25 protein-coding genes are annotated in these 26,114 nt (G+C 65.4%); 14 read left to right on the forward strand and 11 right to left on the reverse strand.

Annotation, left to right across the window (positions count from 1 at the left end; all coding sequences use genetic code 11):
* The first annotated feature begins 23 nt into the window (after window positions 1-23).
* On the forward strand, window positions 24-2,753 hold the full coding sequence (locus GGR13_RS05015; RefSeq protein ID WP_183212420.1) for a valine--tRNA ligase: 2,730 nt from the start codon (window positions 24-26) through the stop codon (window positions 2,751-2,753).
* Window positions 2,750-3,484 carry a TlyA family rRNA (cytidine-2'-O)-methyltransferase gene (locus GGR13_RS05020; protein WP_183212421.1) on the forward strand — a complete coding sequence of 245 codons (735 nt, stop codon included), beginning with the start codon at window positions 2,750-2,752 and terminating at the stop codon, window positions 3,482-3,484. The genes GGR13_RS05015 and GGR13_RS05020 overlap by 4 nt, the downstream gene beginning before the upstream one ends.
* Window positions 3,485-3,600: 116 nt before the next feature.
* Here the strand turns inward: GGR13_RS05020 and GGR13_RS05025 are convergent, their stop codons facing one another.
* Window positions 3,601-4,233 (reverse strand): glycine zipper 2TM domain-containing protein, encoded by a 633-nt coding sequence (locus GGR13_RS05025; RefSeq protein WP_183212422.1) that lies wholly within the window; start codon window positions 4,231-4,233, stop codon window positions 3,601-3,603.
* A gap of 159 nt (window positions 4,234-4,392) precedes the next feature.
* Between GGR13_RS05025 and GGR13_RS05030 the strand changes: the two genes are divergently transcribed.
* Window positions 4,393-5,637: a class I SAM-dependent RNA methyltransferase gene (locus GGR13_RS05030; protein WP_183212423.1), complete on the forward strand. Its 1,245-nt coding sequence runs from the start codon at window positions 4,393-4,395 to the stop codon at window positions 5,635-5,637.
* Window positions 5,638-5,639: 2 nt separating this feature from the next.
* Here the strand turns inward: GGR13_RS05030 and fumC are convergent, their stop codons facing one another.
* Window positions 5,640-7,031 (reverse strand): class II fumarate hydratase, encoded by a 1,392-nt coding sequence (gene fumC, locus GGR13_RS05035; protein WP_183212424.1) that lies wholly within the window; start codon window positions 7,029-7,031, stop codon window positions 5,640-5,642.
* A 167-nt stretch (window positions 7,032-7,198) separates the two neighbouring features.
* Between fumC and queF the strand changes: the two genes are divergently transcribed.
* Both queF and GGR13_RS05045 read left to right on the forward strand, forming a co-directional pair.
* A complete protein-coding gene (gene queF / locus GGR13_RS05040; protein ID WP_183212425.1) occupies window positions 7,199-7,660 on the forward strand; it encodes a preQ(1) synthase in 462 nt (153 codons plus the stop codon).
* Window positions 7,661-7,704: 44 nt separating this feature from the next.
* Window positions 7,705-8,586, forward strand: coding sequence for a DUF817 domain-containing protein (locus tag GGR13_RS05045; protein WP_183212426.1), 882 nt, complete (start codon window positions 7,705-7,707; stop codon window positions 8,584-8,586).
* Here the strand turns inward: GGR13_RS05045 and GGR13_RS05050 are convergent.
* Window positions 8,567-9,166, reverse strand: a complete 600-nt coding sequence (locus tag GGR13_RS05050; RefSeq protein ID WP_183212427.1) for a nitroreductase family protein — start codon at window positions 9,164-9,166, stop codon at window positions 8,567-8,569. The genes GGR13_RS05045 and GGR13_RS05050 overlap by 20 nt on opposite strands.
* A gap of 105 nt (window positions 9,167-9,271) precedes the next feature.
* Between GGR13_RS05050 and GGR13_RS05055 the strand changes: the two genes are divergently transcribed.
* Both GGR13_RS05055 and GGR13_RS05060 read left to right on the forward strand, forming a co-directional pair.
* Window positions 9,272-11,083: an aminopeptidase P family protein gene (locus GGR13_RS05055; RefSeq protein WP_183212428.1), complete on the forward strand. Its 1,812-nt coding sequence runs from the start codon at window positions 9,272-9,274 to the stop codon at window positions 11,081-11,083.
* 97 nt (window positions 11,084-11,180) lie between these two features.
* Entirely contained in the window at window positions 11,181-12,170 is a 990-nt protein-coding gene (locus GGR13_RS05060; protein WP_183212429.1) for an aldo/keto reductase, read from the forward strand.
* Between the two features lie 34 nt (window positions 12,171-12,204).
* Here GGR13_RS05060 and ligA read toward each other — a convergent pair whose 3' ends face one another.
* Window positions 12,205-14,541, reverse strand: coding sequence for an NAD-dependent DNA ligase LigA (gene ligA, locus GGR13_RS05065; protein ID WP_183212430.1), 2,337 nt, complete (start codon window positions 14,539-14,541; stop codon window positions 12,205-12,207).
* Between the two features lie 141 nt (window positions 14,542-14,682).
* Between ligA and GGR13_RS05070 the strand changes: the two genes are divergently transcribed.
* The 3 genes from GGR13_RS05070 to GGR13_RS05080 all read left to right on the forward strand — a co-directional run bounded on the left by GGR13_RS05070 (window position 14,683) and on the right by GGR13_RS05080 (window position 16,923).
* The gene (locus GGR13_RS05070) at window positions 14,683-15,633 is read left to right on the forward strand and encodes a M20/M25/M40 family metallo-hydrolase (RefSeq protein ID WP_183212431.1); all 951 of its coding nucleotides are present in this window, start codon (window positions 14,683-14,685) and stop codon (window positions 15,631-15,633) included.
* A 76-nt stretch (window positions 15,634-15,709) separates the two neighbouring features.
* The gene (locus GGR13_RS05075; RefSeq protein ID WP_183212432.1) at window positions 15,710-16,330 is read left to right on the forward strand and encodes a methyltransferase family protein; all 621 of its coding nucleotides are present in this window, start codon (window positions 15,710-15,712) and stop codon (window positions 16,328-16,330) included.
* A gap of 146 nt (window positions 16,331-16,476) precedes the next feature.
* The gene (locus GGR13_RS05080) at window positions 16,477-16,923 is read left to right on the forward strand and encodes a hypothetical protein (protein WP_246347706.1); all 447 of its coding nucleotides are present in this window, start codon (window positions 16,477-16,479) and stop codon (window positions 16,921-16,923) included.
* A 66-nt stretch (window positions 16,924-16,989) separates the two neighbouring features.
* On the opposite strand, the gene GGR13_RS05085 is transcribed toward GGR13_RS05080, so the two are convergent.
* The gene (locus GGR13_RS05085) at window positions 16,990-17,439 is read right to left on the reverse strand and encodes a peptidylprolyl isomerase (RefSeq protein WP_183212433.1); all 450 of its coding nucleotides are present in this window, start codon (window positions 17,437-17,439) and stop codon (window positions 16,990-16,992) included.
* A 71-nt stretch (window positions 17,440-17,510) separates the two neighbouring features.
* Between GGR13_RS05085 and GGR13_RS05090 the strand changes: the two genes are divergently transcribed.
* On the forward strand, window positions 17,511-18,245 hold the full coding sequence (locus GGR13_RS05090; protein ID WP_183212434.1) for an RlmE family RNA methyltransferase: 735 nt from the start codon (window positions 17,511-17,513) through the stop codon (window positions 18,243-18,245).
* On the opposite strand, the gene GGR13_RS05095 is transcribed toward GGR13_RS05090, so the two are convergent.
* The 4 genes from GGR13_RS05095 to GGR13_RS05110 form a co-directional block, all read right to left on the reverse strand.
* Entirely contained in the window at window positions 18,226-19,473 is a 1,248-nt protein-coding gene (locus tag GGR13_RS05095) for an RNA polymerase sigma factor (protein WP_343060297.1), read from the reverse strand. The genes GGR13_RS05090 and GGR13_RS05095 overlap by 20 nt on opposite strands.
* Entirely contained in the window at window positions 19,470-19,835 is a 366-nt protein-coding gene (locus GGR13_RS05100; RefSeq protein ID WP_183212436.1) for a YciI family protein, read from the reverse strand. Before GGR13_RS05100 ends, GGR13_RS05095 begins: the two co-directional genes overlap by 4 nt.
* Before the next feature lie 98 nt (window positions 19,836-19,933).
* On the reverse strand, window positions 19,934-20,188 hold the full coding sequence (locus GGR13_RS05105) for a DUF2164 domain-containing protein (RefSeq protein WP_183212437.1): 255 nt from the start codon (window positions 20,186-20,188) through the stop codon (window positions 19,934-19,936).
* Window positions 20,189-20,201: 13 nt separating this feature from the next.
* The gene (locus GGR13_RS05110) at window positions 20,202-22,088 is read right to left on the reverse strand and encodes an ABC-F family ATP-binding cassette domain-containing protein (protein WP_183212438.1); all 1,887 of its coding nucleotides are present in this window, start codon (window positions 22,086-22,088) and stop codon (window positions 20,202-20,204) included.
* A 151-nt stretch (window positions 22,089-22,239) separates the two neighbouring features.
* Between GGR13_RS05110 and ndk the strand changes: the two genes are divergently transcribed.
* Entirely contained in the window at window positions 22,240-22,659 is a 420-nt protein-coding gene (gene ndk / locus GGR13_RS05115; protein WP_183212439.1) for a nucleoside-diphosphate kinase, read from the forward strand.
* A gap of 58 nt (window positions 22,660-22,717) precedes the next feature.
* On the opposite strand, the gene purN is transcribed toward ndk, so the two are convergent.
* Both purN and purM read right to left on the reverse strand, forming a co-directional pair.
* Window positions 22,718-23,317 (reverse strand): phosphoribosylglycinamide formyltransferase, encoded by a 600-nt coding sequence (gene purN, locus GGR13_RS05120; protein WP_183212440.1) that lies wholly within the window; start codon window positions 23,315-23,317, stop codon window positions 22,718-22,720.
* Between the two features lies 1 nt (window position 23,318).
* Window positions 23,319-24,350: a phosphoribosylformylglycinamidine cyclo-ligase gene (gene purM, locus GGR13_RS05125; RefSeq protein WP_183212441.1), complete on the reverse strand. Its 1,032-nt coding sequence runs from the start codon at window positions 24,348-24,350 to the stop codon at window positions 23,319-23,321.
* 81 nt (window positions 24,351-24,431) lie between these two features.
* Between purM and rnd the strand changes: the two genes are divergently transcribed.
* Window positions 24,432-25,580 carry a ribonuclease D gene (rnd, locus tag GGR13_RS05130; protein ID WP_183212442.1) on the forward strand — a complete coding sequence of 383 codons (1,149 nt, stop codon included), beginning with the start codon at window positions 24,432-24,434 and terminating at the stop codon, window positions 25,578-25,580.
* A gap of 69 nt (window positions 25,581-25,649) precedes the next feature.
* Entirely contained in the window at window positions 25,650-26,105 is a 456-nt protein-coding gene (locus GGR13_RS05135; RefSeq protein ID WP_246347707.1) for a hypothetical protein, read from the forward strand.
* Window positions 26,106-26,114 lie beyond the last annotated feature (9 nt).

A 26,114-nucleotide genomic window follows, 5' to 3' on the forward strand; every position in this document is an offset into this window, starting at 1 on the left:
TTTCTGTTCGATTGATTTCAAACATGCTCGACAAGTCCTTTGACCCCTCGCTCGCCGAACCGCGCCTCTACGGCCTGTGGGAGGCGTCCGGCCAGTTCGCGCCGCGCGCGGCTGCCGCGACCGACGGGGCGGCTGACGCCTATTCGATCGTAATTCCACCGCCAAACGTGACGGGGTCGCTGCACATCGGCCATGCGCTGAACAACACCCTGCAGGATATCCTGGCGCGCTATCACCGGATGAAGGGCAAGGCAGTGCTCTGGCTGCCCGGGACCGACCATGCCGGCATCGCCACCCAGATGGTCGTCGAGCGCCAGCTCGCGGCGGCTGGCAATGTCGGACGTCGGGACATGGGCCGCGAGGCCTTCGTACAGAAGGTCTGGGACTGGAAGGCCGAGAGCGGAGGCACGATTGTCCAGCAGCTGCGCCGCCTCGGGGCTTCCTGTGACTGGTCACGCGAGCGGTTCACGCTCGACGAGGGACTGAACGCGGCTGTGCGCAAGGTCTTCGTCCAGCTGCACAGGGACGGGCTCATTTATCGCGACAAGCGGCTGGTGAACTGGGATCCCCAGTTCCAGACGGCCATCAGCGACCTTGAGGTCGAGCAGCGCGAGGTCGAGGGCCACTACTGGCATTTCGCCTATCCGCTGGCCGACGGTGTCACCTATGAGCACCCGGTCGCCAGCGACGAGGAGGGCAATCCCGTCGAGTGGGAGACCCGCGACTTCATCGTCGTCGCTACGACCCGGCCCGAGACGATGCTGGGCGATACGGGGGTCGCGGTTCACCCGGAGGACGAGCGTTACGCCGGGCTGGTCGGAAAGTTCGTCACCCTGCCAATCACGGGCCGTCGCATTCCGATCGTGGCTGATGACTATGCCGACCCGACCAAGGGATCCGGCGCGGTCAAGATCACCCCGGCACATGATTTCAACGACTTCGGCGTCGGAAAGCGGGCAGGGCTCGAGGCCCTGAACATTCTCGATGCCTTTGCCCGGATCACGGCCGCCGATACGCCGGACGTGCCCGCCGAGTACGACGGCATGGATCGCTTCGCAGCCCGCAAGGCCATCGTCGCCCGCGCCGAGGCCGAAGGCTGGCTGCGCGAGATCGAGAAGACGAAGCACGTTGTGCCCCATGGCGACCGGTCGGGCGTCGTGATCGAGCCCTGGCTGACGGACCAGTGGTACGTCGATGCCCACACCCTGGCCCAGCCCGCAATCAAGGCCGTCGAGACGGGCGCGACCGTGTTCGAGCCGAAGTCCTACGAAAAGATCTATTTCGAATGGCTGCGCAACATCGAGCCCTGGTGCATCAGCCGCCAGCTCTGGTGGGGGCACAGGATCCCGGCCTGGTATGACGCCGATGGCCAGATCTATGTCGCAGAAACCGAAGCCGAGGCGCTGGCCCTGGCCGGCGGCAAGGCCCTGACACAGGACGAGGACGTCCTCGACACCTGGTTCTCGTCCGCCCTGTGGCCCTTCTCGACCATGGGCTGGCCGGAGGGCACAGACGATCTGAAGCGGTTCTATCCGACCTCGGATCTCGTCACTGCGGCTGACATCATCTTCTTCTGGGTCGCCCGGATGATGATGATGGGACTGCATTTCATGGACGAGGTGCCGTTCCGGCGCGTCATCATCAATGGGCTCGTCCGTGACGAGAAGGGCCAGAAGATGAGCAAATCCAAGGGGAACGTGATCGATCCTCTGGTGATCATCGATGAGCTCGGGGCGGATCCCCTGCGCTTCACCATGGCGATCCTGTCGGGCACGCGCGACATCAAGCTGAGCCGCCAGCGGATCGAGGGCTATCGCAATTTCGGCACCAAGCTGTGGAACGCTGCCCGCTTCAGCCAGATGAACGACTGCGCCCGGGTCGAAGGTTTCGACCCGTCGACCGTGGACCAGACCGTCAATCGCTGGGTCCGGGGCGAACTGACGAAGGCCGAACGACAGGTTTCGGAGGCGATTGAGGGGGGGCGTTTCGACGACGCCGCCTCGGCCCTGTACCGGTTCGTCTGGAACGTCTTCTGCGACTGGTATCTCGAACTGGCCAAACCCGTGTTCCAGGGCACCGACGAGGCCGCCAAGGCCGAGACCCGCGCCATGACCGCCTGGACGCTGGACCAGACGCTGAAGCTGCTTCACCCGGTCATGCCCTTCATCACCGAGGAACTGTGGGCCGAACTGGGCAGGGAGGGCGCGAGCCGCGCTGAGCCCATGCTCATCGGTGCCGAGTGGCCGGTGCTGCCCGACAGCTTCATCGATGCTGCGGCCGAGGCCGAGATCGGCTGGCTGGTCGACCTGGTGACCGAGGTTCGCCAGCTGCGGGGCGAGATGAACGTCCCGCCAGCCGCCAAACCGCCGCTGACGTTCGTGACCCCGGATGCGACGACGGCGGAGCGGCTGAACCGGCACGGGGGCCTGATCCTGACACTGGCACGGGTGTCGGAGGCCAAAGCCGCCGATGCCGCGCCGGCGGGCGCTGTGACCTTTGTGACCGGCGGCGCGACGGCAGCGCTATCACTGGCGGGGATTATCGACCTGGCCGCAGAACGCACGCGCCTGAACAAGGAGATCGCGGTGTTCGAGAGTGACGCGGCTCACGTCATGAAGAAGCTGGGCAACCCCAATTTTGTGGCCAAGGCAGCGGAGGCGGTGATCGAGGAGAACCGCGCCAAGCTGGTGACCGCCGAAGAGGGCAAGGCGCGGCTGGTCGCGGCTCTGGCTCGACTGGATGCCATGGCGTGAAGAGCCGCCTGGACCAGTTGCTCGTGACACGCGGCCTGAGTGAAAGCCGGGCCCGTGCCCGGGCGGCAATCGAGGCCGGTGGCGTCACCGTGGACGGCCAGCCCGCGAAATCCGCCTCGCAACAGGTCGATGACGGGGCCGAACTGACCTCGGTCGATGCCCACCGCTGGGTGGGGCGCGGTGCGGTCAAGCTGGACCACGCCCTGACGCTGTGGGCCATCCCGCTGGAGGGGCGCGTTGTCCTCGACATCGGGGCGTCGACGGGCGGGTTCACCGAGGTCTGTCTGGAACGCGGGGTCACGAAAGTGTTTGCGGTGGATGTCGGTTCCGGCCAGCTCCACCCCCGGGTGGCGGCCGATCCTCGTGTCGTCAGTCTGGAACAGACCGATGCGAGGCATCTGGACGAGACGCTCATTCCCGAAGCGCCGACCCTGATCGTCTGCGATGTCAGCTTCATCGGTCTGGCCAAGGCGTTGCCGGTGCCGCTGGCCCTGGCAGAGGCGGGGGCCGATCTCGTCACCCTCGTGAAGCCTCAGTTCGAGGCCGATGGCCCGAGCGGTGCGGGAAAAAAGGGCGTGGTCAAGGACCCGGACGCGCATCGTGCCGCCGTGACGTCCGTCAGCGAATGGCTGGAATCTGCCGGGTGGTCCGTCCAGGCAATGACCCCGAGCCCGATCGTCGGCGGCGACGGCAATGTCGAGTTCCTGCTCTGGGCCAGGAAACGCGCCTGAACCGATGCCCCAATAGGTGAAAGCCGCCGATGGATTGCTCCACCGACGGCTTCCGTCACGCCGCTGATCGACAGGGGGGCTGAAACTTAATCAGCGACGCGATCTCGTGAGCCGGATCAGCAGACCTGGCGTGTCTGGGTGATGACGCGACCATAGGGATCGCGGCGGGTCGTCTGGACCGTGCGGCAGGTTTGCTCATAACCCTGCGAGTAGCCGTAACCCGACGACGGGTATCCATACTGGCGGTCGTCGTAGCGGCGATCGTCACGGTAGCGGTCGTCCTGATAGCGTTCGTCCCGATACCGGTCGTCATAGACGGGCTGCTGATAGCCGGTCGAATAGACCGGCGCGTCCCGATAGCCGGACTGGTCGTACCGGTAATCATAGCCGGACGTGCGGCAGTCATCGTTGCTGGCGCGACCAACGCTGCCGCCGATCAGGGCTCCGACCACGCCGCCGAGAATGCTTCCCTCGGTGCGGCGACCGCGTGCTGCGAGTTGCGAGCCGGCGACGGCACCGAGGGTTGCGCCAACCGTGGCACCCGCTGCCGTGCGACCCTGGCCCAGCTGGCCGCAACGATCATAGTTGTCGCGATAGCCGTACGATTGGCTGCCATAGCTTTGCGACCCGTATCCGGGGACATAGCCATAGCTCTGGGCCGAGGCCGAGGCTGGAACCATGAGTGCGCCGGCCGATGCAACGGCGGCAACGATGGCCAGCGTGGCCTTTTTGGCGGAACGAGCGGTCATGATCGCAGTCCTGTTTCCTGTTTCAGACCGGCTCCGGAAGATTCCGGGGGGCGTCTGTTGCCTGTGCTTATGGACCGGCGAAACTGAACGGGATTTGAGTGCGTCGTTCATCTTCGTTCAGGTTTCGCTTTGCGCCTCGCGGGGCGCTAAGGACGGCGCATGAGCGAATTGCTGAAGATCGTCCGCATGGCCGGGCAGGGGGATGGTCTGGCCGAGACCCCCGGCGGCCCTGTCTTTGTTCCCCTGACCTTGCCGGGTGAGACCGTGCGGGCCGATGTGCGGGACGGTCGTGGAGATCTCATCGAGATCGTCGAAGCCAGTGCACAACGGATCGTGCCGGTGTCGCCGCAGTATGGCGACTGTGGGGGCTGTTCACTGCAGCACTGGGCCATGGAGCCCTATCTGGTCTGGAAGGGCGAACAGGTCCGGCTGGCCCTCGCGCGGGAAGCGATCGAGACGGACATCGAACCGACCGTGGCCGTGCCGATGCAGTCGCGCCGGCGCGTGGCCCTGCATGCGCGCCGGACCGAGCAGGGAAGAGTGATCCTGGGCTTTAAAGCCCGCAAATCCTGGAGGCTGGTCGAGGTGACAGAATGCCCGGTCGCCGATCCGCGCCTGGTGGCAGCCTTTCCGGCGCTGGCCAAGGTTGCCGCAGCGTTTCTGGAGCATCCCAAGTCGGCACCGACCCTGCACGTGACTCTGACGCTGGATGGTCTGGACGTCGATGTCACGGGGGTGGAGCGCAAGTCCGGCGGCTTGTCGGCCGATCGTCAGATGCAGGCCATCCGGGCGGCGCGGGATGCGGATCTCGCGCGGCTGAGTCTGGCGGGGGACACGCTGATGATGCAGCGCCAGCCCCGGGTCAATTTCGGGACGGCGACCGTCCCGGTGCCGCCCGGAGGCTTCCTGCAGGCGGTACCGGAGGCCGAGGCTGCCATGACAGCCCGGGCCGTGGCGGCCGTCAAGGGCGCAAAGAAGATCGCCGACCTGTTCTGCGGATCCGGAACCTTCACCTTCCCGTTGGCGAAAGTCGCACCGGTGCTGGCAGCCGATGCCTCGGCGGCGGGCATCGCGGCCCTGAAGGCCGGGATTGGCTCGACGTCCGGCCTGCGCCAGATCACGGCCGAGGCCCGCGACCTGTTCCGCCGCCCGCTGTCACCCTATGATCTGAAGGGCTGCGACGCGATCGTCTTCGATCCGCCCCGGGCCGGAGCCCAGGACCAGACGGCGCAGATCGCGGACACCAAGGCGTCCGTGGTGGTCGGGGTGTCCTGCAATCCCGTCACCTTCGCCCGGGACGCCCGGATGCTGATCGATGCCGGGTTCCGGCTGGAGACGGTGACACCGATCGACCAGTTCCTCTGGTCCGCCCATGTCGAACTGGTCGGCGTGTTCCGCCGCTAGGGTCAGCCCGGCGAGATCATCTTCTCGGGGCGAACAGCCTCGTCGAACTCGTCGTCGGTCAGATAGCCACCGCCGACGGCCTCCTCGCGCAGGGTGGTGCCGTTCTTGTGCGCCGTCTTGGCGATCTTCGCGCAGGCGTCGTAGCCGAGCTTGCTGTTCAGGGCCGTGACCAGCATCAGCGAGTTGTTGAGGCCCCGGGCGATGTTGTCCTCGCGCGGTTCGATCCCGACGACGCAGTTCTCGGTGAAGCTGACGGCGGCATCGGCCATCAGGCGGACGGACTGCAGGAAGTTGTAGGCCATGACCGGGTTGAACACGTTCAGCTCGAAATGCCCCTGCGAGCCGGCAAAGGTGATGGCAGCGTGGTTGCCGAACACCTGAACGCACACCTGGGTCAGGGCTTCGCACTGGGTCGGATTGACCTTGCCCGGCATGATCGAGGAGCCGGGCTCGTTTTCCGGCAGGGCCAACTCGCCAAGGCCCGAGCGAGGGCCGGAGCCGAGGAAGCGGATGTCGTTGGCAATCTTGAACAGGGATCCGGCCACGGTGTTGATGGCTCCATGGCTGAAGACCATGGCGTCGTGGGCCGCGAGAGCCTCGAACTTGTTCGGGGCGGTCGTGAACTTCAGGCCGGTGATGGCGGCGATCCGGTCGGCGACGCCTTCCGCAAAGCCCACAGGCGCGTTCAGGCCCGTTCCGACGGCCGTGCCGCCCTGGGCGAGTTGCATCAGGTCGGGCAGGGTTGATTCGATCCGCTCGATCCCCTTGGTCACCTGTTGGACATAGCCTGAGAATTCCTGGCCGAGGGTCAGGGGGGTGGCGTCCTGGGTGTGGGTGCGGCCGATCTTGATGATGCCCTTCCAGGCTTCGGCCTTGTCGTTCAGGGCGTTGCGCAACTGCTGCAGGGCCGGGAGCAGGCGGTGCACGACCTCTTCGGCGCAGGCGACATGCATGGCCGTGGGATAGGTGTCGTTGGATGACTGGCTCATGTTGACGTGGTCGTTGGGATGGACCGGCTTCTTGGAGCCCATCTCGCCGCCCAGCATCTGGATGGCGCGGTTACTGATCACCTCGTTGGCGTTCATGTTGGACTGGGTGCCCGAGCCCGTCTGCCAGACGACAAGCGGGAAATGATCGTCCAGCTTGCCTTCGATGACCTCGTTGGCGGCGGCGACGATGGTATTGCCGATGGCCGGGTCCAGACGGCCGAGCGCCATATTGGTCTCGGCGGCGGCCCGCTTGACGATGCCCAGGGCACGAACGATCGGCAGCGGCTGCTTCTCCCAGCCGATCCCGAAATTGCCGAGGCTGCGCTGCGCCTGGGCCCCCCAGTAACGGTCGGCGGCGACCTCGATCGGGCCAAAGGTGTCGGTCTCAATGCGGACGTCGGTCATGTCAGGCTCTTCGCAGCGTGGCGGGCAGGTGGCAGGCGTTTAGCAGATCGCCATTACGAAGGAAGGGCAGAGGCCATCGTCCCAGAGGGCTCAATCCCCATTGCGACGGATCGCCCGATGCCCCGCGCGTTCTTCCCCCGCGGGCACGAAGGCATTATGGGCGGGACATGACCACAGACACATCCGGCCTGAGCCAGCTCGGCACCCAGACGGCCCAGCCATCCAGCCCCGAAACCGCCATGCTGGAGCGGGTGCCAAATCCGCATCCCGAGGCCCTGTACCTTGCGCGCTTCACCGTGCCGGAGTTCACCAGCCTGTGCCCGGTCACTGGCCAGCCCGACTTTGCCCATATCGTCATCGACTATGCGCCGGCCGAGTGGCTGGTCGAGTCCAAGTCGCTGAAGCTCTACATGACCGCCTTCCGCAACCACGGCGCATTCCACGAAGACTGCACCGTGGCCATCGGCCTGAAGCTGGTGGATCTCCTTGCGCCGAAATGGCTTCGTATCGGCGGCTACTGGTACCCGCGCGGCGGCATACCGATTGATGTCTTCTGGCAGACCGGAGCAGCCCCCGAGGGGCTCTGGCTGCCGGACCAGGGTGTGCCGACCTATCGCGGGCGGGGCTGACGGCAAGGCCTGAACAGGCAACACACTCGCCGGAGCAGAACCGCATGACGTCCGTCCGCCTGCCGCTGGAGACCTGGGGGCGTCGCCTGCTGGCCGATGCGCAGGCGTGGGCCGACCGGTCCCGGTGGCGGCGCCATGCCTTCGAGTTCCTCTGGTTCGGACTGAAACAGGGATGGGCCTGTCTCTTTGGCGGGCTGATGCTGGCGCTGATCCTTGGGACTTTCCTCGTCTGGCCGATCCTCTGGCCAGATGGGCCGGCACCGGTCAGTCGTTATGATTTCCTGGTCGTTGGCGCCCTAGTCATCCAGGCCGGGATGCTGGCCTTCAAGCTCGAGAGCTGGGATGAGGCCAGGGTCATCTTCCTGTTCCATGTCGCCGGGACGATCATGGAATTGTTCAAGACAGCCCATGGATCATGGATCTATCCGGAGGACTCCATCCTTCGGATCGGCGCCGTGCCGCTGTTCTCGGGCTTCATGTACGCCGCCGTTGGCAGCTATATCACGCGGGTCCAGCGCATCTTTCACATCCGGGTGCGCGCCTATCCACCGTTATGGACCACTTGGGTTCTGGCGGCAGCGATCTATGTGAATTTCTTCGCCCATCACTGGCTTCCGGACGTGCGGATCGCCCTCTTCATCGCGACGGCGCTGCTTTTCGCCCGAGGCTGGTTCTTCTTCACAGCGGACCGCCGACGCAGGTCGATGCCCCTGTTGCTGGGCTATTTCCTCGTCGCCCTGTTCATCTGGTTTGCCGAGAACCTGGGCACCCTGGGTCGGGCCTGGGTCTACCCCGGTCAGGAGGCCGGATGGGAGATGGTTTCACTGGCCAAGCTGGGAAGCTGGTTCCTGCTGATGATCATCTCGATCGTGATGGTCTCCTGGGTCCACCCACCGGAGACTGAGCCTAGGGCAGATGGGTCGTGAGGGCCGCAACGTCGGGCCTGACGCGTTCCAGCGGAGCCTCTGCCACCGTGCCGATATGGATGAAGCCGGCGACCCGCTCACCCTCCCGGACGCCAAACAGGGCCTTGGCCTCGGTGTCATAGCTGTACCAGTCGGTGATCCAGCTTGTGGAAAAGCCGAAGGCAGCCGCGGCATGCTCGAGGTTCATGCAGACGGCCCCCGCCGACAGTTCCTGTTCCCAGACCGGCACCGGGTGACCGGCAACCGGCACCGAGAGCACGAGGATACTGACCGGAGGCGCGGTCAGCTTGCCCAGCACGGCCGCAGCCTTCTTCGGATCAGGCTGGCGGTCTGCCAGGGGCCGCAAGGCCTTGGCGATCTGGTGGCGGCTTTCCGGTCCCATGACGACGAACCGCCAGGGAAACAGCTTGCCATGATCGGGCGTCCGGGCCCCAAGGGCCAGAATGGAATCCAGAACGGCAGGCGCAGGGCCTGGACTTTGCAGGGTCTGGGCCGAGGCCGAGCGTCTGGATGACAGCCGGTCGAACAGTTCGGTAGAGGCGACGGGGCGGGGCAGTTCTTCGCCGAGGCTGTAGGTCATGGCAGGGCTCCGGAGTGTTGCCGTGTCTTACACGGATTGTCCGGCTCACATGAAGGCCAGACGGGACATCTTGAGCGCGGCTGACGAAGAGCATAGGTCATGGCCATGCGCCAGACCTTCAACGAAACCACCGATCCGTCCTTTGGAGCCCGGCATCTGCCGCTCGTGCGAACCCGGATGCGGGAGCAGGGCCTGGACGGATTGCTGGTCCCGCACGAGGACGAGCATCAGAACGAATATCTGCCCGACGCCAACGACCGGCTGGCCTGGCTGACCGGTTTCACCGGTTCGGCAGGGGCCGCCGTTGTGCTGGCGGACCGGGCCGCGGTGTTTGCCGACGGGCGCTACACCGTTCAGGTCCGGGCCCAGGTGGACGCAGACCAGTTCGAGATCCGCTCTCTGGAAGGTGACGGCGTCGCCGAGTGGCTGGCGACGGCACCGTCGGGAGCGGTGATCGGCTATGATGCGCGGCTTCACAGCCCGCAGGCCCTGACGACGTTGAAAGCGGCGGCGGCGAAGGCCGGAGCCCAGCTGAAGCCCGTGACACCGAACCCTCTGGACCAGGCCTGGGGCGAGGCGCGTCCGGCCCAGCCCGCAGCGCCTGTGGTCCCGCACGAGGATCGTTACTCGGGCGAGAGCCATGCTTCAAAACGGGCCCGTATCGGGAAGGCATTGAGCGATGTCGGCGCCGAGGTTGCAGTCCTGACCGCACCATCCTCGATCGCATGGCTTTTCAACGTGCGGGGCGGGGACGTGATCCGTTCGCCGCTTCCTCTGGGCCAGGCAATCCTGAACGCTGACGGTACCGCCCGGCTGTTTCTTGACCCTGCCAAGGTGACTAATTCCTTGCCAGGCTGGCTGGGGGACGATGTTGCGCTCGATGCCCCCGAGGCGCTGGACGCCGCTCTGGACGGTTTGACAGGCCGGAAGGTGCTGATTGATCCGGCGCAGTCCTCGGCCTGGTATTTCGACCGGCTGGCAGCGGCTGGAGCGGATGTGGTGCGGGCTACGGATCCCTGCGCCCTGCCGCGGGCCACCAAGAACGCGACCGAGATCGAAGGCGCGCGTCAGGCCCATATCCGTGATGGCGCAGCGCTCGCGCGTTTCCTGCACTGGGTGGATACGGTCGCCCAGCACACCCTGCCCAGTGAGCGTGAGGTCGTCGAGGCTCTTGAGGGGTTCCGGGAGGCGACGGGGTGCCTGATGGACCTGTCGTTCGACACCATTGCCGGGGCCGGGCCGAACGGGGCCCTTCCTCATTACAAGCCCGTTGGCGACAAGATCCGCCGTATGGAAACCGGATCCCTGCTGCTGGTGGATGGCGGTGGCCAGTATCTGGACGGCACCACGGACGTGACGCGCACCATGGCGGTCGGTGAGCCTTCGGCCGATCAGCGGCGGATGTTCACCCTCGTGCTCAAGGGCCATATCGCCATGGCGACGGTGCGTTTCCCGGTCGGCACGACGGGTCACCAGATCGACGCCTTGGCCCGTCTGCCGATGTGGATGGCGGGTCTGGACTATGACCATGGCACGGGTCACGGCGTCGGCAGCTATCTGGGCGTCCACGAAGGACCGCAAAGGATCGCCAAGCTGGTGAATACCCAGCCTCTGCTGACCGGCATGATCCTGTCCAACGAGCCGGGCTACTACCGCGAGGGCCAATGGGGCATCCGGATCGAGACGCTGCAGGTCGTCACCGAGCCCAGGGCCATCGAGGGCGGCGAGCGGCCCATGCACGCGTTTGAGCAATTGACGTTTGCACCCCTGGATCGACGGTTGATCAATGTTGATCTGTTGACGCCTGACGAGCGCGCCTATGTCGATGCCTATCATGCAGAGACACTGGCCAAGGTCGGGCCGCAGCTGGATGGTGAAGTTCTGGAGTGGTTGACCGCGCAGTGCGCGCCGCTCTGATTGATCGGACACAAACGGCGATGGTTTCGGCCTTGAGCATCTTGCGCATTGCGCTGCTGGGTCCGACCTCAGTGCGGCGACAGAAAAGGAGCGCGCCATGAAGACCCGCAAGCTTGGACGGAACGGTCCCGAGGTCTCGGCCATCGGCCTCGGCTGTATGGGAATGGCGGCCTTCTATGGTCCCGCCTCCAGCCAGGCCCAGGCTGAAGAGGTCATCCATCGCGCCCTCGACCTGGGCGTGACCCTGTTTGACACCGCCGAGATGTATGGCCCGCACACCAATGAAGTCCAGCTGGGCAAGGCGCTGGCAGGGCGGCGCAATAAGGCCTTCATCGCGACCAAATTCGGCATCGGCTACAATGCAGAGCGCACGGCTCTCAAGGTCGACGGTTCTCCTGGCAATGTCCGGCGTGCGATCGAGGGCAGCCTGCAGCGGTTGAATGTCGACCACGTCGATCTCTACTACCTGCACCGCGTCGACCCGGATACGCCGATCGAGGAAACGGTGGGCGCGATGGCCGAATTGGTCGCGGAGGGCAAGGTGCGGTTCCTCGGCCTGTCCGAGGCTTCGCCTGCGACCCTGCGCAAGGCGCATGCTACCCATCCAATCACGGCTCTGCAGACCGAATACTCGCTTTGGTCGCGGGATCCCAAGGACGAAATCCTCGCCACCTGCGATGAACTGGGCATCGGCTTCGTGCCCTACAGTCCGCTGGGTCGGGGCTTCCTGTCGGGAGAGATTAAGTCGATTGATGATCTGGAGGAGAGCGACTTCCGCCGCACCAATCCGCGCTTCATGGGTGACAATTTCCAGAAGAACATCGACCTGGTGACGGCCGTCACCGAGGTCGCAAGGGCCAGGGGCGTGACGGCGGCCCAGCTGGCGCTGGCATGGGTCCTGGCCCAGGGCGAGCATCTGGTCCCGATTCCTGGCACGCGCCGGGTGAGGACGCTTGAGGAAAACGCCGCGGCCGCCGATCTGGTGCTGAGCCCCGACGATCTGGCTGCGATCGAGGCGGTCTTCCCCAGGGATGCCGCGACCGGCCACCGGTATGCGACGGCTGGACAGTCCTCGCTGAACCGCTGACCGACGTCGCGAGCGCAGGGCCGAATTCGGCGCATCAGCCGATCAGGGCGAGCCATTCGTCTTCGGTCAGGACGGTCACGCCGTGCTTCAGGGCGTCGGCCATCTTCGAACCGGCACCGGGGCCCGCGACCAGATAGTCGGTCTTCTTCGAAACGGAGCCCGAAACCTTGGCCCCGAGGCTTTCGGCGCGCGCCTTGGCCTCGTCCCGGGTGAAGCGTTCGAGTGCGCCCGTGAAGACGACGGTCTTGCCAGCGACGGCGGTGTCCATCTTCGGGCGTTCTGCATCCTCGATCCGGGTCATCTGGGCCACGAGCCGATCGACCATGGCGCGGTTGTGGGGCTCCCGGAAGAACAGGGCCAGGGCCCGTGCCGCGACCGGGCCAACGCCGGAGATGCCCGCAATCTGGCCCAGCGAATCGGACGGGCCCTCCTCGCGAGCGACGCGTGAGATTTCAAGAAGATCAGACCAGTTGTTCGCCAGAAGGGCGAGGCTGCGGCGGGCCGGCGCGGCAAGGGCCGGAAAGGCGAGGGCGACCTTCTGCTCCATCGGTGCCTCAGGCCAGGGATCAGTCTCAGCGGGCATTGCTTCGGCCAGAACCGAAAGGGCGCGCGGTGATATGGCGTGGCTTTCGGCGAGCCGTGTCCATGCGTCCGATGCCAGTCCGCCGGAGGCCGCAATGCAGGCGGATTCGAATGCTGGCCAGGTCTCGAACGCCCGCGACAGGACGATTGAGGTCTGTTCCCCGATATCGCGGACGCCCAGCCCGTAGATGAAGCGATCCAGCCCGATCGTGCGACGGGCATCGATGCCGGCAATCAGGTTGCGGACGCTGGTCCCCCCATAGCCATCCTCGGCCCGGAGTTCGGCGAGGCGGGCCTCGTCGCGGGCAAGGCTGAAGATGTCGGCCGGCTCGCTGATCCAGCCGCGCTCGTGGAACAAGATGAGCTGCTTTTCACCAAGGCCTTCAATGTCAAAGGCCCGGCGGCTGACAAAGTGCTTCAGATGTTCGATGCGCTGGAAGGGGCAGGCCAGTTCGCCCGTGCAGCGCCGCACGACCGACTCGACGCCCGAGGCATTCGTTTCCTTGACCAGAGGCGTCTTGAGCGGACAGGCGCACACGGACTGGAACGCATAGGCGGCCGGGCGACCCGGCCGGGCCGGATCGACGACATTCAGGATCTGGGGGATCACGTCACCGGCACGCTGCAGGGTAACGGTGTCGCCGATCCGGACATCCAGCCGCTCAATCTCGTCGGCATTGTGCAGGGTCGCATTGCGGACCACCACGCCGCCCACGGTGACAGGATGCAGGCGGGCGACGGGGGTGTGTGAGCCGGTCCGTCCGACCTGGATATCGATGCCCTCAAGCACAGTCTGTGCCTGTTGGGCGGGAAATTTGTGAGCGATGGCCCAGCGCGGTGTGCGGGCGACAAAGCCGAGCCGTGCCTGCCAGTCCAGTCGGTCGACCTTGTAGACGACGCCGTCGATGTCATAGCCAAGGGTCGCGCGATCGGCCTGCAGGCCGTCGTAAAGCGGAATCAGCCCACTCCCATCCTCGACGGCGGTCGAGCGCGGATTTACCTTGAACCCCCAGTCCTTGAGGGCTGTCAGGGCCTCGGCCTGGGTTTCAGCAAAGGGCTCGGACGTTTCGCCCCAGGCATAGGCAAAGAAGCGCAAGGGCCGCTGGGCGGTGACTGCCGGGTCCTTCTGGCGCAGCGATCCGGCCGCGAAATTGCGAGGGTTGGCATAGGTGCGCTGCCCTGAAGCTTCCGCGTTCGCATTGAAAGCGTCAAACGCGTCGTTCGGGGCATAGACCTCTCCGCGGACCTCGATGATGTCCGGCCAGCCCTTGCCCGTCAGCCTCTGCGGGATATCTGCAATCGTGAGCAGGTTGGCTGTGACGTCCTCGCCGGTGCGACCGTCACCGCGAGTTGCTCCCCGAACGAGGATCCCGTGCTCGTATCGCAGGCTGGCCGACAGGCCATCGATCTTGGGCTCGGCGACGAAGGCAACCGGCTCATCGACGCCAAGCTTCAGAAACCGCCGAATGCGGGCGACGAAATCGGTGACTTCCGGTCCATCGAACGCATTGTCCAGCGACAGCATCGGCACACCGTGTCGCACTGGGGCGAACTGGGTCGACACGGCGGCACCTACGAGCTGGGACGGCGTATCCCCAGCGACGAGCTCGGGGAATAGCGCCTCGATTTCCAGAGCCCGGCGCTTCAGGACATCGTATTCCGCGTCGGAAATATGCGGCGCATCCTGTTGATGATAAAGGGCATCGTGGTGCGCGAGTTCGGCTGAGAGCCGGGCCAGTTCGGCCTCGGCTTCCTCGAAGGACATGTCTTGAACAGAAGTCAGGGGCATCCACGGGAATTGCCGCAAGCAGAGGCCGGCGGCAACCGCACCGTTGTCATGAATTGGCACCCATCCTGATTACATGGCTGTAATCTGACTTCCGTTGATTTGCCTGTTACGGCTGATGATCCCGTCGTTGGAGACCGCCAGATGATCGTTCGTGCCCTGCCGCTCGCGGTACTCCTGCTGACAACGGCCTGCGTGATGCCGGCGGTTGACGCCCCTCCGGTCTCGGCGACGGCTCCGGCGGCGGCCGATAGCCAGCTGATCACGGACCTCCGGACCCTGTCGGCGGACGACATGGAGGGGCGCGACACCGGGGCACCCGGGGGCGAGCGTGCGCGGGCCTATATCGTGGCGCGGCTGGAAGCCGTGGGCGTTGCCCCGTCCTCGATGGGACGCCTTCAGCCCTTCCAGACCCAGGGCCGGACCCGTGAGGGTGCCAGAACTTTCAACGGCACCAATATTCTGGGCGTGATCCCCGGTACGCGGGTCGGAGACCGCTACATCGTCATCAGCGCCCACTATGACCATGTCGGCGTGAACGACGGCCAGATTTACAACGGCGCGGACGACAACGCGTCCGGCGTCGCGACCATGCTCGAGCTTGCGCGCCGTCTGAAGGCAGACGCTCCCGAGCACAGCGTGATCCTTGTGGCCTTCGATGGCGAGGAACGCGGTCTGATCGGCGCAAAGCATTTCGTAGAGGCCCCGCCCGTACCCCTGGCCTCCATAGCCCTGAACATGAATTTCGACATGACCGCCCGGGCCGAGACGGACGGCAAGCTCTGGGTCACCGGCACCTATCAGCACCCGACGTTCCGGCCATTGCTCGAGACCGTCCAGCCGCAGGGACCGGTCTCGCTGGCCTTCGGCAAGGACACGCCCCAGGACACCGGCGCGAACAACTGGGTCGAGGCGTCAGACCACGGGGCCTTCTATCGGGCCGGGGTACCGTTCCTGTATCTGGGCGTGGACTACCATCCCGACTACCACAAGCCGACGGACGACTTCGAGAAGGTGACGCCAGAAGTCTTCACGGCTTCCACAGAGCTCGCGATTGCCGCGTTCCGGACGCTGGACCGGTCGCTGGATCGCTAACGCGTTTCGACCGCAAAGATAGTCCTTGCACGCCCGGTCCCGGAGGGTCTTTCGTTGCGCTAAGAGGAAAACATCGATGACAACGGCCACCTTCGATCTCCAGCGGGTCCAGAAGATCCGCAAATTGGCCATCGGGCTCTGTCTGGTGGCTGCCGTTGCCCTCGCCATGGTCACGGGTAGTCTGTGGGGGCATGGAGCCTTTCACCAAGCCCTCGAGGCGTTCGGTCTGGGGGCCATCGTCCTGGCCATTGTCGGACGCGCCTGGTGCTCGCTGTACATCGGCGGCCGCAAGAAGGCAGAGATAGTTTCAACTGGTCCCTATTCGATCAGCCGTAATCCCCTGTATGTGTTCAGCTATGCAGCGGCGTTCGGGGTCGGGGCACAAACGGGCAGTTTCGTGATTGCCGTGATCTTCGTGATGATCGCTGTTCTGGTGTTCCATTTCACGATTGCGAAGGAAGAGGCCTGGCTGACTGAAGCCTTTGGCCAGCCCTATCTGGACTACCTCGCCCGGACGCCGCGTTGCGGTCCTGACTTTTCGAAATGGCGCGACGAAAAAGAACTCGTGGTCAGGCCGCAGTTTTTTCTGACGACCTTGCGCGACGGCATGGTCTTCCTTGCAGCCGTGCCGATTTTCGGAGGAATAGAGATGGCGCACGCGTCAGGCTGGTTGCCGGTGCTTGCGGTCCTGCCCTGAGCCCGAACGCAGGACATGGAGCGCGTTTGATCGCGATCGCGATCACCCTTGCCATGGTCGGATGCGAGGACGCGCGCGCTCCGGATAAGCCGCCAGCGGCGGCTGGCTCGGCGTCGACTTCGGGTCCGAGGGCTTCAGATGCCTTTATGAGTTCGGCGCAAGACGACCTGTCTGGCTATTACCTGCCAGCATCCGACATCGTGATTGGCTCCTACAGGCTTGACCACATCTTCCTTGGCCAGCCTTTCGAGTTCGAAACCTGGGAAGAGGGCGAGACAAGCCAGACATTTGCGCCGGTCATGCTGCAGTTCGACGATGTTTCCAGTCCGATGGTGGCGACGGAACTCGGTGAGGCACACAGCGTGACGGCGCGGGTGCTGCCAACCGCCTATGTCGTCACGGACAGCACGGTCCGATTCACAGGAAGAAGCGAGAAACTCGGCGCGGTCAGCCTCAACGCAAGGCTGGATCCGGACGCGCTCGCGACCGCGCGCCGCAACCTCGGCGACGACGGCGCAGTTCTGAGCGGGACCCTGATTGCCGGTGGGCGGACATTCGATAATGTCCGGTTCCGCTGGTACGGCGGCGACTGACCCAAAGAAAAAGGGAGGCGGCCCTGCGGCGCACCTCCCCCTGGATCTTTCAGTCGGGCGTCGTGATCAGTTCACGGTTGCCTTGACGATCTTGCCCGGGTTCCGGGGCGGCTCACCCTTCGGCAGGGCGTCCACATGGTCCATGCCCTCGATCACTTCGCCCCAGACCGTGTACTGGCCGTCGAGGAAGCCGGCGTCATCGAGGCAGATGAAGAACTGGCTGTTGGCCGTGTCCGGCTGGTTCGTGCGGGCCATCGAGCAGACGCCGCGTGCATGATGCTCTTTGGTGAACTCGGCCTTCAGATTCGGCTTCTTGGAGCCGGAAGTGCCGGTGCCGGTCGGGTCGCCGCCCTGGGCCATGAAGCCGGCGATGACGCGGTGGAACACGACGCCGTCGTAGAAGCCTTCCGACGCCAGTTCCGTGATGCGGGCCACGTGGTTGGGCGCCAGGTCGGGACGCAGCTTGATGACAACGTCACCGGTGTCGAGGGTCAGGGTCAGGGTCTGGTCGGCCATGGGTGGCACTCCGTTTTTCGATAATGGCGGGGGTCATAGCCGTTGAGGGCCACGGGCGCTATGTGGGAAGCATGAGTGAAGACGAAAAGCCTCCCGAGTCCGTTCCCGCCCAACCCGCTCGCCGCAAGATGGTCCGCCAGCCCACCGGCGGCACGGCTGCAGGTCGCGGGATGGGCACCCAGATGAAGACCGCCGACAAGAAGTCGATGTCGAGCGTGCAGTGGATCAAGCGCCAACTGGCTGACCCCTGGTCCGAAAAGGCACGCGCCGAGGGCTGGCGCAGTCGCGCAGCCTTCAAATTCAGTGAGATCGACGACCGGTTTCATCTGGTGAAGAAGGGATCGCGGGTCATCGATCTGGGTGCGGCACCGGGCGGATGGGTTCAGGTCTGCGTGAACAGGGGCGCGGCGGCCGTGGTCGGTGTGGACCTGCTCATGATCGAGCCGATCCCGGGATCTGTCCTGATCCAGGCGGATTTCACCGAGCCGGGCGTCGATCAGCAGCTGATCGGCGAACTGGGCGGGGCGCCGGACCTCGTGCTGTCGGACATGGCCCACAACACGGTCGGCCATCGCCAGACCGATCACCTGAAAATCATTGCGCTGATCGAGATCGCGGCCGAATTTGCCATTCGCACGCTCAAGCCCGGCGGCCATTTCGTGACCAAGAATTTCCAGGGCGGCGACGCGGGCGAGGTTCTCGCCAACCTCCGGGCGGCCTTCGAAGAGGTGAAGTATGTGAAGCCTGCCGCCAGCCGGAAGGGCTCGTCCGAGGTCTATCTTGTCGCTATGCGGAAAAAGGGCTGAGCCTCGACCGACTGGTGTCACGACAGGCGGCAAGATACCGCTGCTCAGCCGCGGACGGGCCAAGCGCCAGCGCCGCTTCGAACTCATGCAGGGCTTCGGCATCATGGCCGATCCTGACCAGCATATCGCCCCGTGCGGCATGCCAGGGCAACCATCCGGGTATGGGCGTGAGGTCCAGGGCGGCCAGGCCCGACTCTGGCCCCTCGACTTCAGCAAGGGCGACCGCGCGATTGGTACGTATGACGGGATCGTCGCGCAGCCCCAGCAGGGCATTGTAGATCCCCAGGATCGCAGCCCAGGGCGTGACACCGGTTTTGCGCCGGCCGGCATGGGCTCCGTGGATGGCTGCCTGCAGGGCGCGGGGACCCGGGCGGGTGCGGGACGCCTGGCTCAGTGCAGCGGACCTGGCCAGATAGAGGTCAGCTTCGGCGATCAGGCCTGTGTCCCAAAGGGTCGTGTCCTGAAGTGTCAGGGGAATCATCGTTCCGTCGACGGCCAGCCGAGCCGGGCGACGTGCCTCGGTGAAGCGCACCGTGGCGGCCAGCGCCTGGACCTCGGCATCCTCGGAAACCAGACGGGCCAGCAAGGCGGTCAGGCCAAGCACCTCGACAGCAAGGTCGGCGTTCGGGCCCAGGCCGGCAGCGTCTGCATGGGCCTGGGCATAGGCGATCTCGAGGGTCGACAGGACCGCATCCATCCGTTCGGGCCAGTGGTCTGGTCCGGGAACCTCGAAGGGCACGCCGGCCTCGGCAATCTTGCGTTTTGCGCGCACCAGTCGCTGCGCCAGGGTCGGCTCCGGTGTCAGGAAGGCGGCCGCGATCTGTGGTGTGGTCAGACCGCAGACGGTCCGAAGGGTCAGGGCCACGCGGGCCTCGGCATTCATCGCCGGGTGGCAGCAGACGAAGATCAAGCGCAGCCGCTCGTCGGGAATTGGATCGTCCAGCGCCATGGCCTGGTCCTCGGGCGTCGGGGGCGGTGCAGGGACGTCGGGCCGGTAGCCAGCCGCCGTGATGCGTCGCCTCAGCCGGTCAAGCGCCCACCGCCGCCCGACTGCATAGAGCCAGGCTGCAGGGTCGACGGGCGGGGCGGAGCCCCAGCGTTCGATCGCCCGCGCGCAAGCCTCGGCAAACGCCTCTTCGGCCAGGTCCAGATCACGGAAGGAGGCGGCGAGCGCGGCGATGACACGCCCGCCCGCCTCCCGGAACGTGCGATCGAGCAGAGCCCTCACGCGTCCTCGGGCATGCCCAGGGTGGGGCGGATCTCGATCGAGCCCGTCCCGGCGATCGGCAGCTTCTTCGCCCATGCAATGGCAGCGTCCAGGTCGGGCACGTCGATGACATAAAGGCCACCCAGCTGTTCGCGGGTCTCGGCGAAGGGACCGTCGTGGACGGTGCGACTCTCCGGGGTCACTTTGACGGTAGTGGCTGTGCGGGCGGACTTGAGTCCCGCGCCGCTGCGCATTGCACCGGCCTGGGCCAGTTCGCCGCCGAAGGCGGTGTGGGCGGTCAGGATGGCGTGCCAGGCCTCATCGGCCTCGCCCGCCGGATAGGCTTCGGCCTCGGGTTCATAAATCAGAAGCGCGTACTGCATGGGGTGGTCTCCATATGTCGCTGATCGGACCATCCGATCATGCGGGACAAACTGGAGACGCGCGAGGGGGACAGGATTCGACAGCCACCCAGATTACTTTAGCGAACCAAGCCTGATTTTTTCTCCAGTCCATAGAGGGCATCGGCCATGTCCTCTGCCTTCTTGGCGACCAGCGCCTGGGCGTCATAGAGGCCGCGATTGTAGAACATCGACCCAATATCCTTGCCGATGAAGTCAATCAGTGCCTCGGCAGGCAAGACACCGATCTCGTGGTCCAGCTCATCGAGGAACCAGCCCTGGATATGCGCGACAAGAACGGCGCGTTCTTCCTTCGAGAATTCAATCTTCGACATCGTCACTCCCAAATCAGGAAACCTCGGCAAGAGCCTCTTCCGCTGCCATCCAGGCGGCTTCGGCGGCGTCGAGGTCCTGCTGGGTCTTGCCGCGTGACCGGGTCAGGCCTTCCAGCGCTCTTGGGTTGGAGATCGAGGCATTGGCGATGTCGTCGTCCAGCCGGGCAAGCTCCGATGTCAGGGCGACGACCCGCTCCTCGGCCTTTTTCACAGCGTGGCGCAGGGTGGACGGCGAAGGACCTGATTTCTTGTCGTTCTTCTTGTTCCTGTTTGGCGAAGGCTCAGCGATGGCGGCGGCTTCTGCCTTGAGCTGGCTGGGTTTGACGGCGGCCTGTTTGGCGCGGTCGAGGACGAACCTGGCATAGTCGTCCATGTCGCCGTCATAGGGTTTGACCGTGCCGTCGGCAGCCAGCCAGAGCCGGTCCGCGACCATCTCCATCAGCGATCGGTCGTGGGTAATCAGGATCACGGCCCCGGTGTAGTCGTTCAGCGCGTCCAGCAGGGCCCGGCGGCTGTCGATGTCGAGGTGGTTGGTGGGTTCGTCGAGGATCAGCACGTGCGGTGCGTCCATCGCGACCATATTGAGCAGAAGACGGGCCCGCTCGCCGCCGGACAGGCTGTCGACGGTGGTCTCCTGCTTCTCGTAGCTGAGGCCGAACTGCGCCAGTTTCGATCGGCGTCCGCTCTCCGGCGAGTCGGGCATGGCGCGGCGGATGATCTCCAGCGGTGTGTCCGTCGGGTCCATGGCCTCGATCTGGTGCTGGTGGAACCAGCCCACGCGCATCTTCTTGTCGCGATGCAGTTCGCCCTCCGAGACGTTGAGCGCCCCGGCGATCATCTTGGCGAAGGTCGACTTGCCCGCGCCGTTAACACCCAGCAGGCCGATCCGGTCGTCCAGATCCATGCGGAGGTTGAGGTTCCTCAGGATGGGCTTGCCGGTGTCATAGCCGACATTGGCCCGCTCCAGCCGGATCAGGGGCGGAGCCAGCGGGCGGGGTGGCGAAGGCAGGGTAAAGGGGGCGACCCGCTCCTCGATCGTGGTCGAGACCGGCTCCATCTTGGCCAGTCGCTTCATGCGGGACTGGGCCTGGGCGGCCTTGGAGGCCTTGGCCTTGAACCGGTCGACGAATGCCTGGAGGTGGGCGCGCTCGGCGTCCTGCTTGGCCTTGGCCGACATCTGCAGCCGCGCCTTTTCGGCACGGGCCTTTTCGAAGGCGTCGTAATTGCCCGTGTAGAGCGTCAGAGTATGGTTCGCGAGGTGCAGGATGTGGGTGCAGACCTCGTTCAGCATTTCCCGGTCGTGGGAGATGATCAGGGCCGTGTGGGGATATTTCTTGAGCCGCGCTTCCAGCCATAGCGCCCCTTCGAGGTCGAGGTAGTTGGTCGGCTCGTCGAGCAGCAGCATGTCCGGCTCAGCGAACAGGGCGGCGGCCAGCGCCACCCGCATCCGCCAGCCCCCCGAAAACTCGGACATCGGGCGTTGCTGGTTTTCCTGATCAAAGCCGAGGCCGACCAGGATTTCGGCGGCGCGGGCCGGGGCCGCGTCGGCGTCGATCTCGATCAGGCGGGACCAGATCTCGCCCATCTCTTCCGGTTCGGCCGTTTCCAGCCGACCGAGCAGGGTGTGGCGCTCGACGTCGGCCTCGAGAATGGTGTCGATGACACTGACCGGGGTGGCGGGGTGCTCCTGATCTACCGAGCCGATGCGGGCGGTCTTGGGCAGGCTGATCTCGTCGCCACCGGCCGCCAGTTCACCGAGGATCAACTTGAACAGGGTCGACTTGCCGATGCCGTTGCGGCCGACGAGGCCGACCTTGGAACCGGGCGGCAGGCTGACGGACGCGTCCACGAGGAATTTGCGGCCCCAGGCGTTGAAGGTCAGGTCTGTGATCTGGAGCATGGCGGAAGCTGACGTCGATAGAGGCCGCGAACGCCCCTGAAATAGTCAAGCCGGGCGTGCCGGGCGACAGGGGTAAACACAGACAGTTGGAAACCGGGGAGGGCGCGTCTATAAGCCCCCACCGTCAAACTCCCAAACAAGAAGTCTTCCCATGACCGACCGTACCTTTTCGATCCTCAAGCCCGACGCCACGCGCCGCAACCTGACCGGCGCCATCAACGCCGTGATCGAGGGTGCCGGCCTGCGCATTGTGGCTCAACGCCGCGTGCACCTGACCGAGGCCCAGGCCAAGAAATTCTACGAAGTGCACGCCGAGCGCCCGTTCTATGGCGAACTGGTCGAGCAGATGACGGCCGAACCCGTCGTCGTCCAGGTTCTGGAAGCCGAAGGCGCTGTTGCCAAGTACCGCGAAGTCATGGGCGCGACGAACCCCAAGGACGCTGCCGAAGGCACGATCCGCAAGCAGTTCGCCCTGTCGATCGGCGAGAATTCGGTCCACGGCTCGGACTCGGACGAGAACGCCAAGCTGGAGATCGCCCAGTTCTTCACCGACGACCAGATCGTCGGCTAACTGTTGCTGTGGGTCCGGGGCATGTCCCCGGCCTGTCCAGTGTCAGGCCTTTGCGGCGTCAGCTTCGGCTGACGCCGTTTTGCTGTGCGCAGAAGTCTGCCAGCAGCCGGGGATAGAGGTCGTGCTCGGCGACGAGGACGCGCTGTGCCAGGGCCTCGGGCGTATCGTCGGACAGCACGGGCACGCGGGCCTGACCCAGGATCGGGCCTTCATCGACGCCGTCCGTGACCAGGTGGACGGTACAGCCCGCCTCGCTGTCGCCAGCCTCGATGGCCCGGGCGTGGGTGTGAAGACCGGGATACTTCGGCAGCAGGCTGGGGTGGATGTTCAGCATCCGGCCGGACCAGCAGCCCACAAGCCAGGGTGTCAGCACCCGCATATAGCCCGCCAGGGCAACAACCTGAACGCCTGCGGCCTCAAGCGCGGCATGGATCTGGCGCTCGTGGGCTTGTCGGTCCTTGCCGAAGGGACGGTGGTCGATGGCGATGGCCTCGATGCCACTGGCCCGGGCGAGTGCCAGGCCCCCGGCCTCCGGGTTGTTTGACAGCACGAGGACGATCCGGTGGGGCGCATCGGGTGCCCCGGCCGCCTCGATAAGGGCCGCCATGTTGGACCCGCCGCCCGAAATCAGGACCGCGACCCGCGTCCGGTCAGCCATGTCAGACAAGCTGGCCGCAGACGACAGCGGCTTCGCCCGCCGTCAGCAGGGCCTCAAGGACCGCTTCGCAGTTCTCGGGGCTGACGATCAGGATGAAGCCGATGCCGCAGTTGAAGGTGCGGCGCATCTCATGGTCGCTGATGCCGCCGGTCTCGGCCAGCCACTGGAAGACATGGGGCAGGGGCCATGCGTCCCAGTCGAACGACGCGGAGAGGCCGTCGGCAATGCAGCGGGGCGGGTTCTCGATCAGCCCGCCGCCCGTGATGTGGGCCGCGCCCTTGATCAGGCCGGCCTTCATCAAGGGCAGGACGGACTTCACATAGATGCGGGTCGGCTCCATCAGGGCCTGGGCCAGGGAACGATCGCGGGCGAAGGGGGCATCGTCGCCCCAGCCGAGGCCGGACTTGTCGACGACCTTGCGGATCAGGGAATAACCATTGGAGTGCGGCCCGGACGAGGCCAGTCCAATGATCAGGTCACCCTTCATCTGACGATCCAGATAAGGCAACGCGTGGCCGCGCTCGACGGCACCCAGCGAGAAACCGGCCAGATCATAGTCGCCGCCGCTGTACATCCCGGGCATTTCGGCCGTTTCGCCGCCGACCAGGGCACAGCCGGCCAGTTTGCAGCCCTCGGCGATGCCCGAGACGACGCGGCGGGCGGCGTCGATCTCCAGCTTGCCGGTCGCATAGTAGTCGAGGAACAGCAGGGGCTCGGCACCCTGGGCCAGCAGGTCGTTGACGCACATCGCCACCAGGTCGATGCCGACGCCGTCGTGACGGCCGGTTTCGATGGCAATCTTCAGCTTGGTCCCGACGCCGTCGGTCGTGGCGACGATCAGCGGGTCCGTGAAGCCGGCAGCCTTGAGGTCGAACAGGGCGCCGAATCCGCCCAGCGACGGCTCCGAGCCCGGACGCCGCGTGGCCTTTGCCAGGGGCTTGATGTGCTCGACCAGCATGTCGCCAGCGTCGATGTCGACGCCCGCATCGGCATAGGTCAGGCCACTATCCACGGGCTTGGAGGTGTCGCTCATCGGTCACGGGCCTGAATCACAAGGGCGGAAATGTGTCGCGGCTCTTGCCACAACCGGCGTGGCGGGGGCTATAGCATCCGAATGACGCCAATCACCACCACAGACGCGCTGGCCGAGTATTGCGCGCGGGTCGCCAAGGCCCCCTTCATCGCGGTCGATACCGAGTTCATGCGGGAAACGACCTACTGGCCGAAACTGTGCCTGATCCAGGCGGCGACGCCGACGGACGAGGCCATCATTGATCCGCTGGCAGACGGCCTGGACCTGACGCCGTTCCTGGATCTGCTCCGCGACCCGGCCATCGTGAAGGTGTTCCATGCGGCGCGGCAGGACACGGAGATCTTCGTCAAGCTGGGGGCTATGCCTGTGCCTCTGTTCGACACCCAGGTCGCGGCCATGGCGGCCGGGTTCGGGGAGCAAGTGGCCTACGACGGCCTGGTGCGGCAGATGCTGCGCATCGATCTGGACAAGGGATCGCGCTTTACGGACTGGTCGCGGCGGCCGCTGTCGGATGCGCAGCTGACCTATGCCATCGGCGATGTGACCCATCTGGCGGCCCTCTATCCGAAACTTCGCGACCGGCTGGCCCGGGAGGGGCGGCTGGACTGGGTGACGGCGGAGATGCAGGGGCTGGTCGATCCGGCCCTGTACGACACCACGCCGGACAATGCCTGGAAGCGACTGAAGCCCAAGAAGTTCGCAGCCAAGTATCTGGCGGCGTTCAAGGCCACGGCGGTCTGGCGCGAGCAGGCTGCGCAGGACCGGGACCAGCCGCGGGGCCGCATCCTGAAGGACGAGGCCATCGACGAGATCGCGACCCAGGCCCCGACCGATGTCGACGGCTTCAATCGGCTGCGGTCGGTGCCCAAGGGGTTCGGCGGTTCGCGGCTGGGGCTTGAGCTCATCGAGGAGCTGAAGCGGGTTCTCGCCGACCCTGAGGCCCATGCCCCCAAAATGGACCGTCCGTCCCACAACAATGCCGCCCCGCCATCGGTGGTGGAACTGCTGAAGGTCCTGCTCAAGGCCAAAAGTGACAATGCCGGCGTAGCCTCCAAGCTGATTGCGACGGTCTCCGACCTCGAGAAGATCGCGGTGGACGACAATGCCAAGGTCGACGCGCTGACAGGATGGCGGCGGCAGCTATTCGGCGAGGACGCCCTGAAGCTGAAGCGGGGCGAGATCGCGCTGGTCCTGAACGGCGCACGTGTCGAGGTCGTCGAGATCGAGTGATCGCCCGCCGATCTTGCCGTTATCCATGATCGGCGTACGGTTCTGACTTCATTGAACCTGGGGGACGGGATGATGACGACACTGACCGGCGGGCGCGCCAGCAAGCGGCCCTGGCACCTTTGGGCCGTGGGCCTCGTGGGCGTGCTCTGGAACAGCTACGGCTGCCTGGATTACACGATGACCGCTCTGCAGGGCGAAGTCTGGCTCCGGAGCCAGGGGATGACCGATGCAGCGGTTGCCTTTACCGAAGCCATGCCCGCCTGGATGACCGCTGTCTGGGCCATCGGGGTCTGGGGGGCCATGCTGGGCAGCCTGCTGCTGCTGCTGCGGTCCCAGTGGGCATTTCCGGTCTTCGTGATCTCCCTTGCGGCCTATGTGATGAGCCTGGTCTATCAGTATGTCCTGACCGACGGGGCCACGGGCATGGGCGAGAGCATCTGGATCATGCAGACGGTGATCCTGTTCATCTGCCTGTTCTTCGTCTGGTACGCACAGATGGCGACGAAGCGGGGCATCCTGCGCTAAGAATGGGGG

Source organism: Brevundimonas variabilis (assembly GCF_014199945.1).
Lineage (GTDB): Bacteria > Pseudomonadota > Alphaproteobacteria > Caulobacterales > Caulobacteraceae > Brevundimonas > Brevundimonas variabilis.

What these genes read in the sequence shown, in the direction of transcription:
- GGR13_RS05015 (WP_183212420.1), top strand. Translation starts at nt 24, where the DNA reads ATGCTCGACAAGTCCTTTGACCCCTCGCTCGCCGAACCGCGCCTCTAC.
- GGR13_RS05025 (WP_183212422.1), bottom strand. Translation starts at nt 4,233, where the DNA reads ATGACCGCTCGTTCCGCCAAAAAGGCCACGCTGGCCATCGTTGCCGCC.
- GGR13_RS05030 (WP_183212423.1), top strand. Translation starts at nt 4,393, where the DNA reads ATGAGCGAATTGCTGAAGATCGTCCGCATGGCCGGGCAGGGGGATGGT.
- fumC (WP_183212424.1), bottom strand. Translation starts at nt 7,031, where the DNA reads ATGACCGACGTCCGCATTGAGACCGACACCTTTGGCCCGATCGAGGTC.
- queF (WP_183212425.1), top strand. Translation starts at nt 7,199, where the DNA reads ATGACCACAGACACATCCGGCCTGAGCCAGCTCGGCACCCAGACGGCC.
- GGR13_RS05045 (WP_183212426.1), top strand. Translation starts at nt 7,705, where the DNA reads ATGACGTCCGTCCGCCTGCCGCTGGAGACCTGGGGGCGTCGCCTGCTG.
- GGR13_RS05050 (WP_183212427.1), bottom strand. Translation starts at nt 9,166, where the DNA reads ATGACCTACAGCCTCGGCGAAGAACTGCCCCGCCCCGTCGCCTCTACC.
- GGR13_RS05055 (WP_183212428.1), top strand. Translation starts at nt 9,272, where the DNA reads ATGCGCCAGACCTTCAACGAAACCACCGATCCGTCCTTTGGAGCCCGG.
- GGR13_RS05060 (WP_183212429.1), top strand. Translation starts at nt 11,181, where the DNA reads ATGAAGACCCGCAAGCTTGGACGGAACGGTCCCGAGGTCTCGGCCATC.
- ligA (WP_183212430.1), bottom strand. Translation starts at nt 14,541, where the DNA reads ATGCCCCTGACTTCTGTTCAAGACATGTCCTTCGAGGAAGCCGAGGCC.
- GGR13_RS05070 (WP_183212431.1), top strand. Translation starts at nt 14,683, where the DNA reads ATGATCGTTCGTGCCCTGCCGCTCGCGGTACTCCTGCTGACAACGGCC.
- GGR13_RS05075 (WP_183212432.1), top strand. Translation starts at nt 15,710, where the DNA reads ATGACAACGGCCACCTTCGATCTCCAGCGGGTCCAGAAGATCCGCAAA.
- GGR13_RS05080 (WP_246347706.1), top strand. Translation starts at nt 16,477, where the DNA reads ATGAGTTCGGCGCAAGACGACCTGTCTGGCTATTACCTGCCAGCATCC.
- GGR13_RS05085 (WP_183212433.1), bottom strand. Translation starts at nt 17,439, where the DNA reads ATGGCCGACCAGACCCTGACCCTGACCCTCGACACCGGTGACGTTGTC.
- GGR13_RS05090 (WP_183212434.1), top strand. Translation starts at nt 17,511, where the DNA reads ATGAGTGAAGACGAAAAGCCTCCCGAGTCCGTTCCCGCCCAACCCGCT.
- GGR13_RS05100 (WP_183212436.1), bottom strand. Translation starts at nt 19,835, where the DNA reads ATGCAGTACGCGCTTCTGATTTATGAACCCGAGGCCGAAGCCTATCCG.
- GGR13_RS05105 (WP_183212437.1), bottom strand. Translation starts at nt 20,188, where the DNA reads ATGTCGAAGATTGAATTCTCGAAGGAAGAACGCGCCGTTCTTGTCGCG.
- GGR13_RS05110 (WP_183212438.1), bottom strand. Translation starts at nt 22,088, where the DNA reads ATGCTCCAGATCACAGACCTGACCTTCAACGCCTGGGGCCGCAAATTC.
- ndk (WP_183212439.1), top strand. Translation starts at nt 22,240, where the DNA reads ATGACCGACCGTACCTTTTCGATCCTCAAGCCCGACGCCACGCGCCGC.
- purN (WP_183212440.1), bottom strand. Translation starts at nt 23,317, where the DNA reads ATGGCTGACCGGACGCGGGTCGCGGTCCTGATTTCGGGCGGCGGGTCC.
- purM (WP_183212441.1), bottom strand. Translation starts at nt 24,350, where the DNA reads ATGAGCGACACCTCCAAGCCCGTGGATAGTGGCCTGACCTATGCCGAT.
- rnd (WP_183212442.1), top strand. Translation starts at nt 24,432, where the DNA reads ATGACGCCAATCACCACCACAGACGCGCTGGCCGAGTATTGCGCGCGG.
- GGR13_RS05135 (WP_246347707.1), top strand. Translation starts at nt 25,650, where the DNA reads ATGATGACGACACTGACCGGCGGGCGCGCCAGCAAGCGGCCCTGGCAC.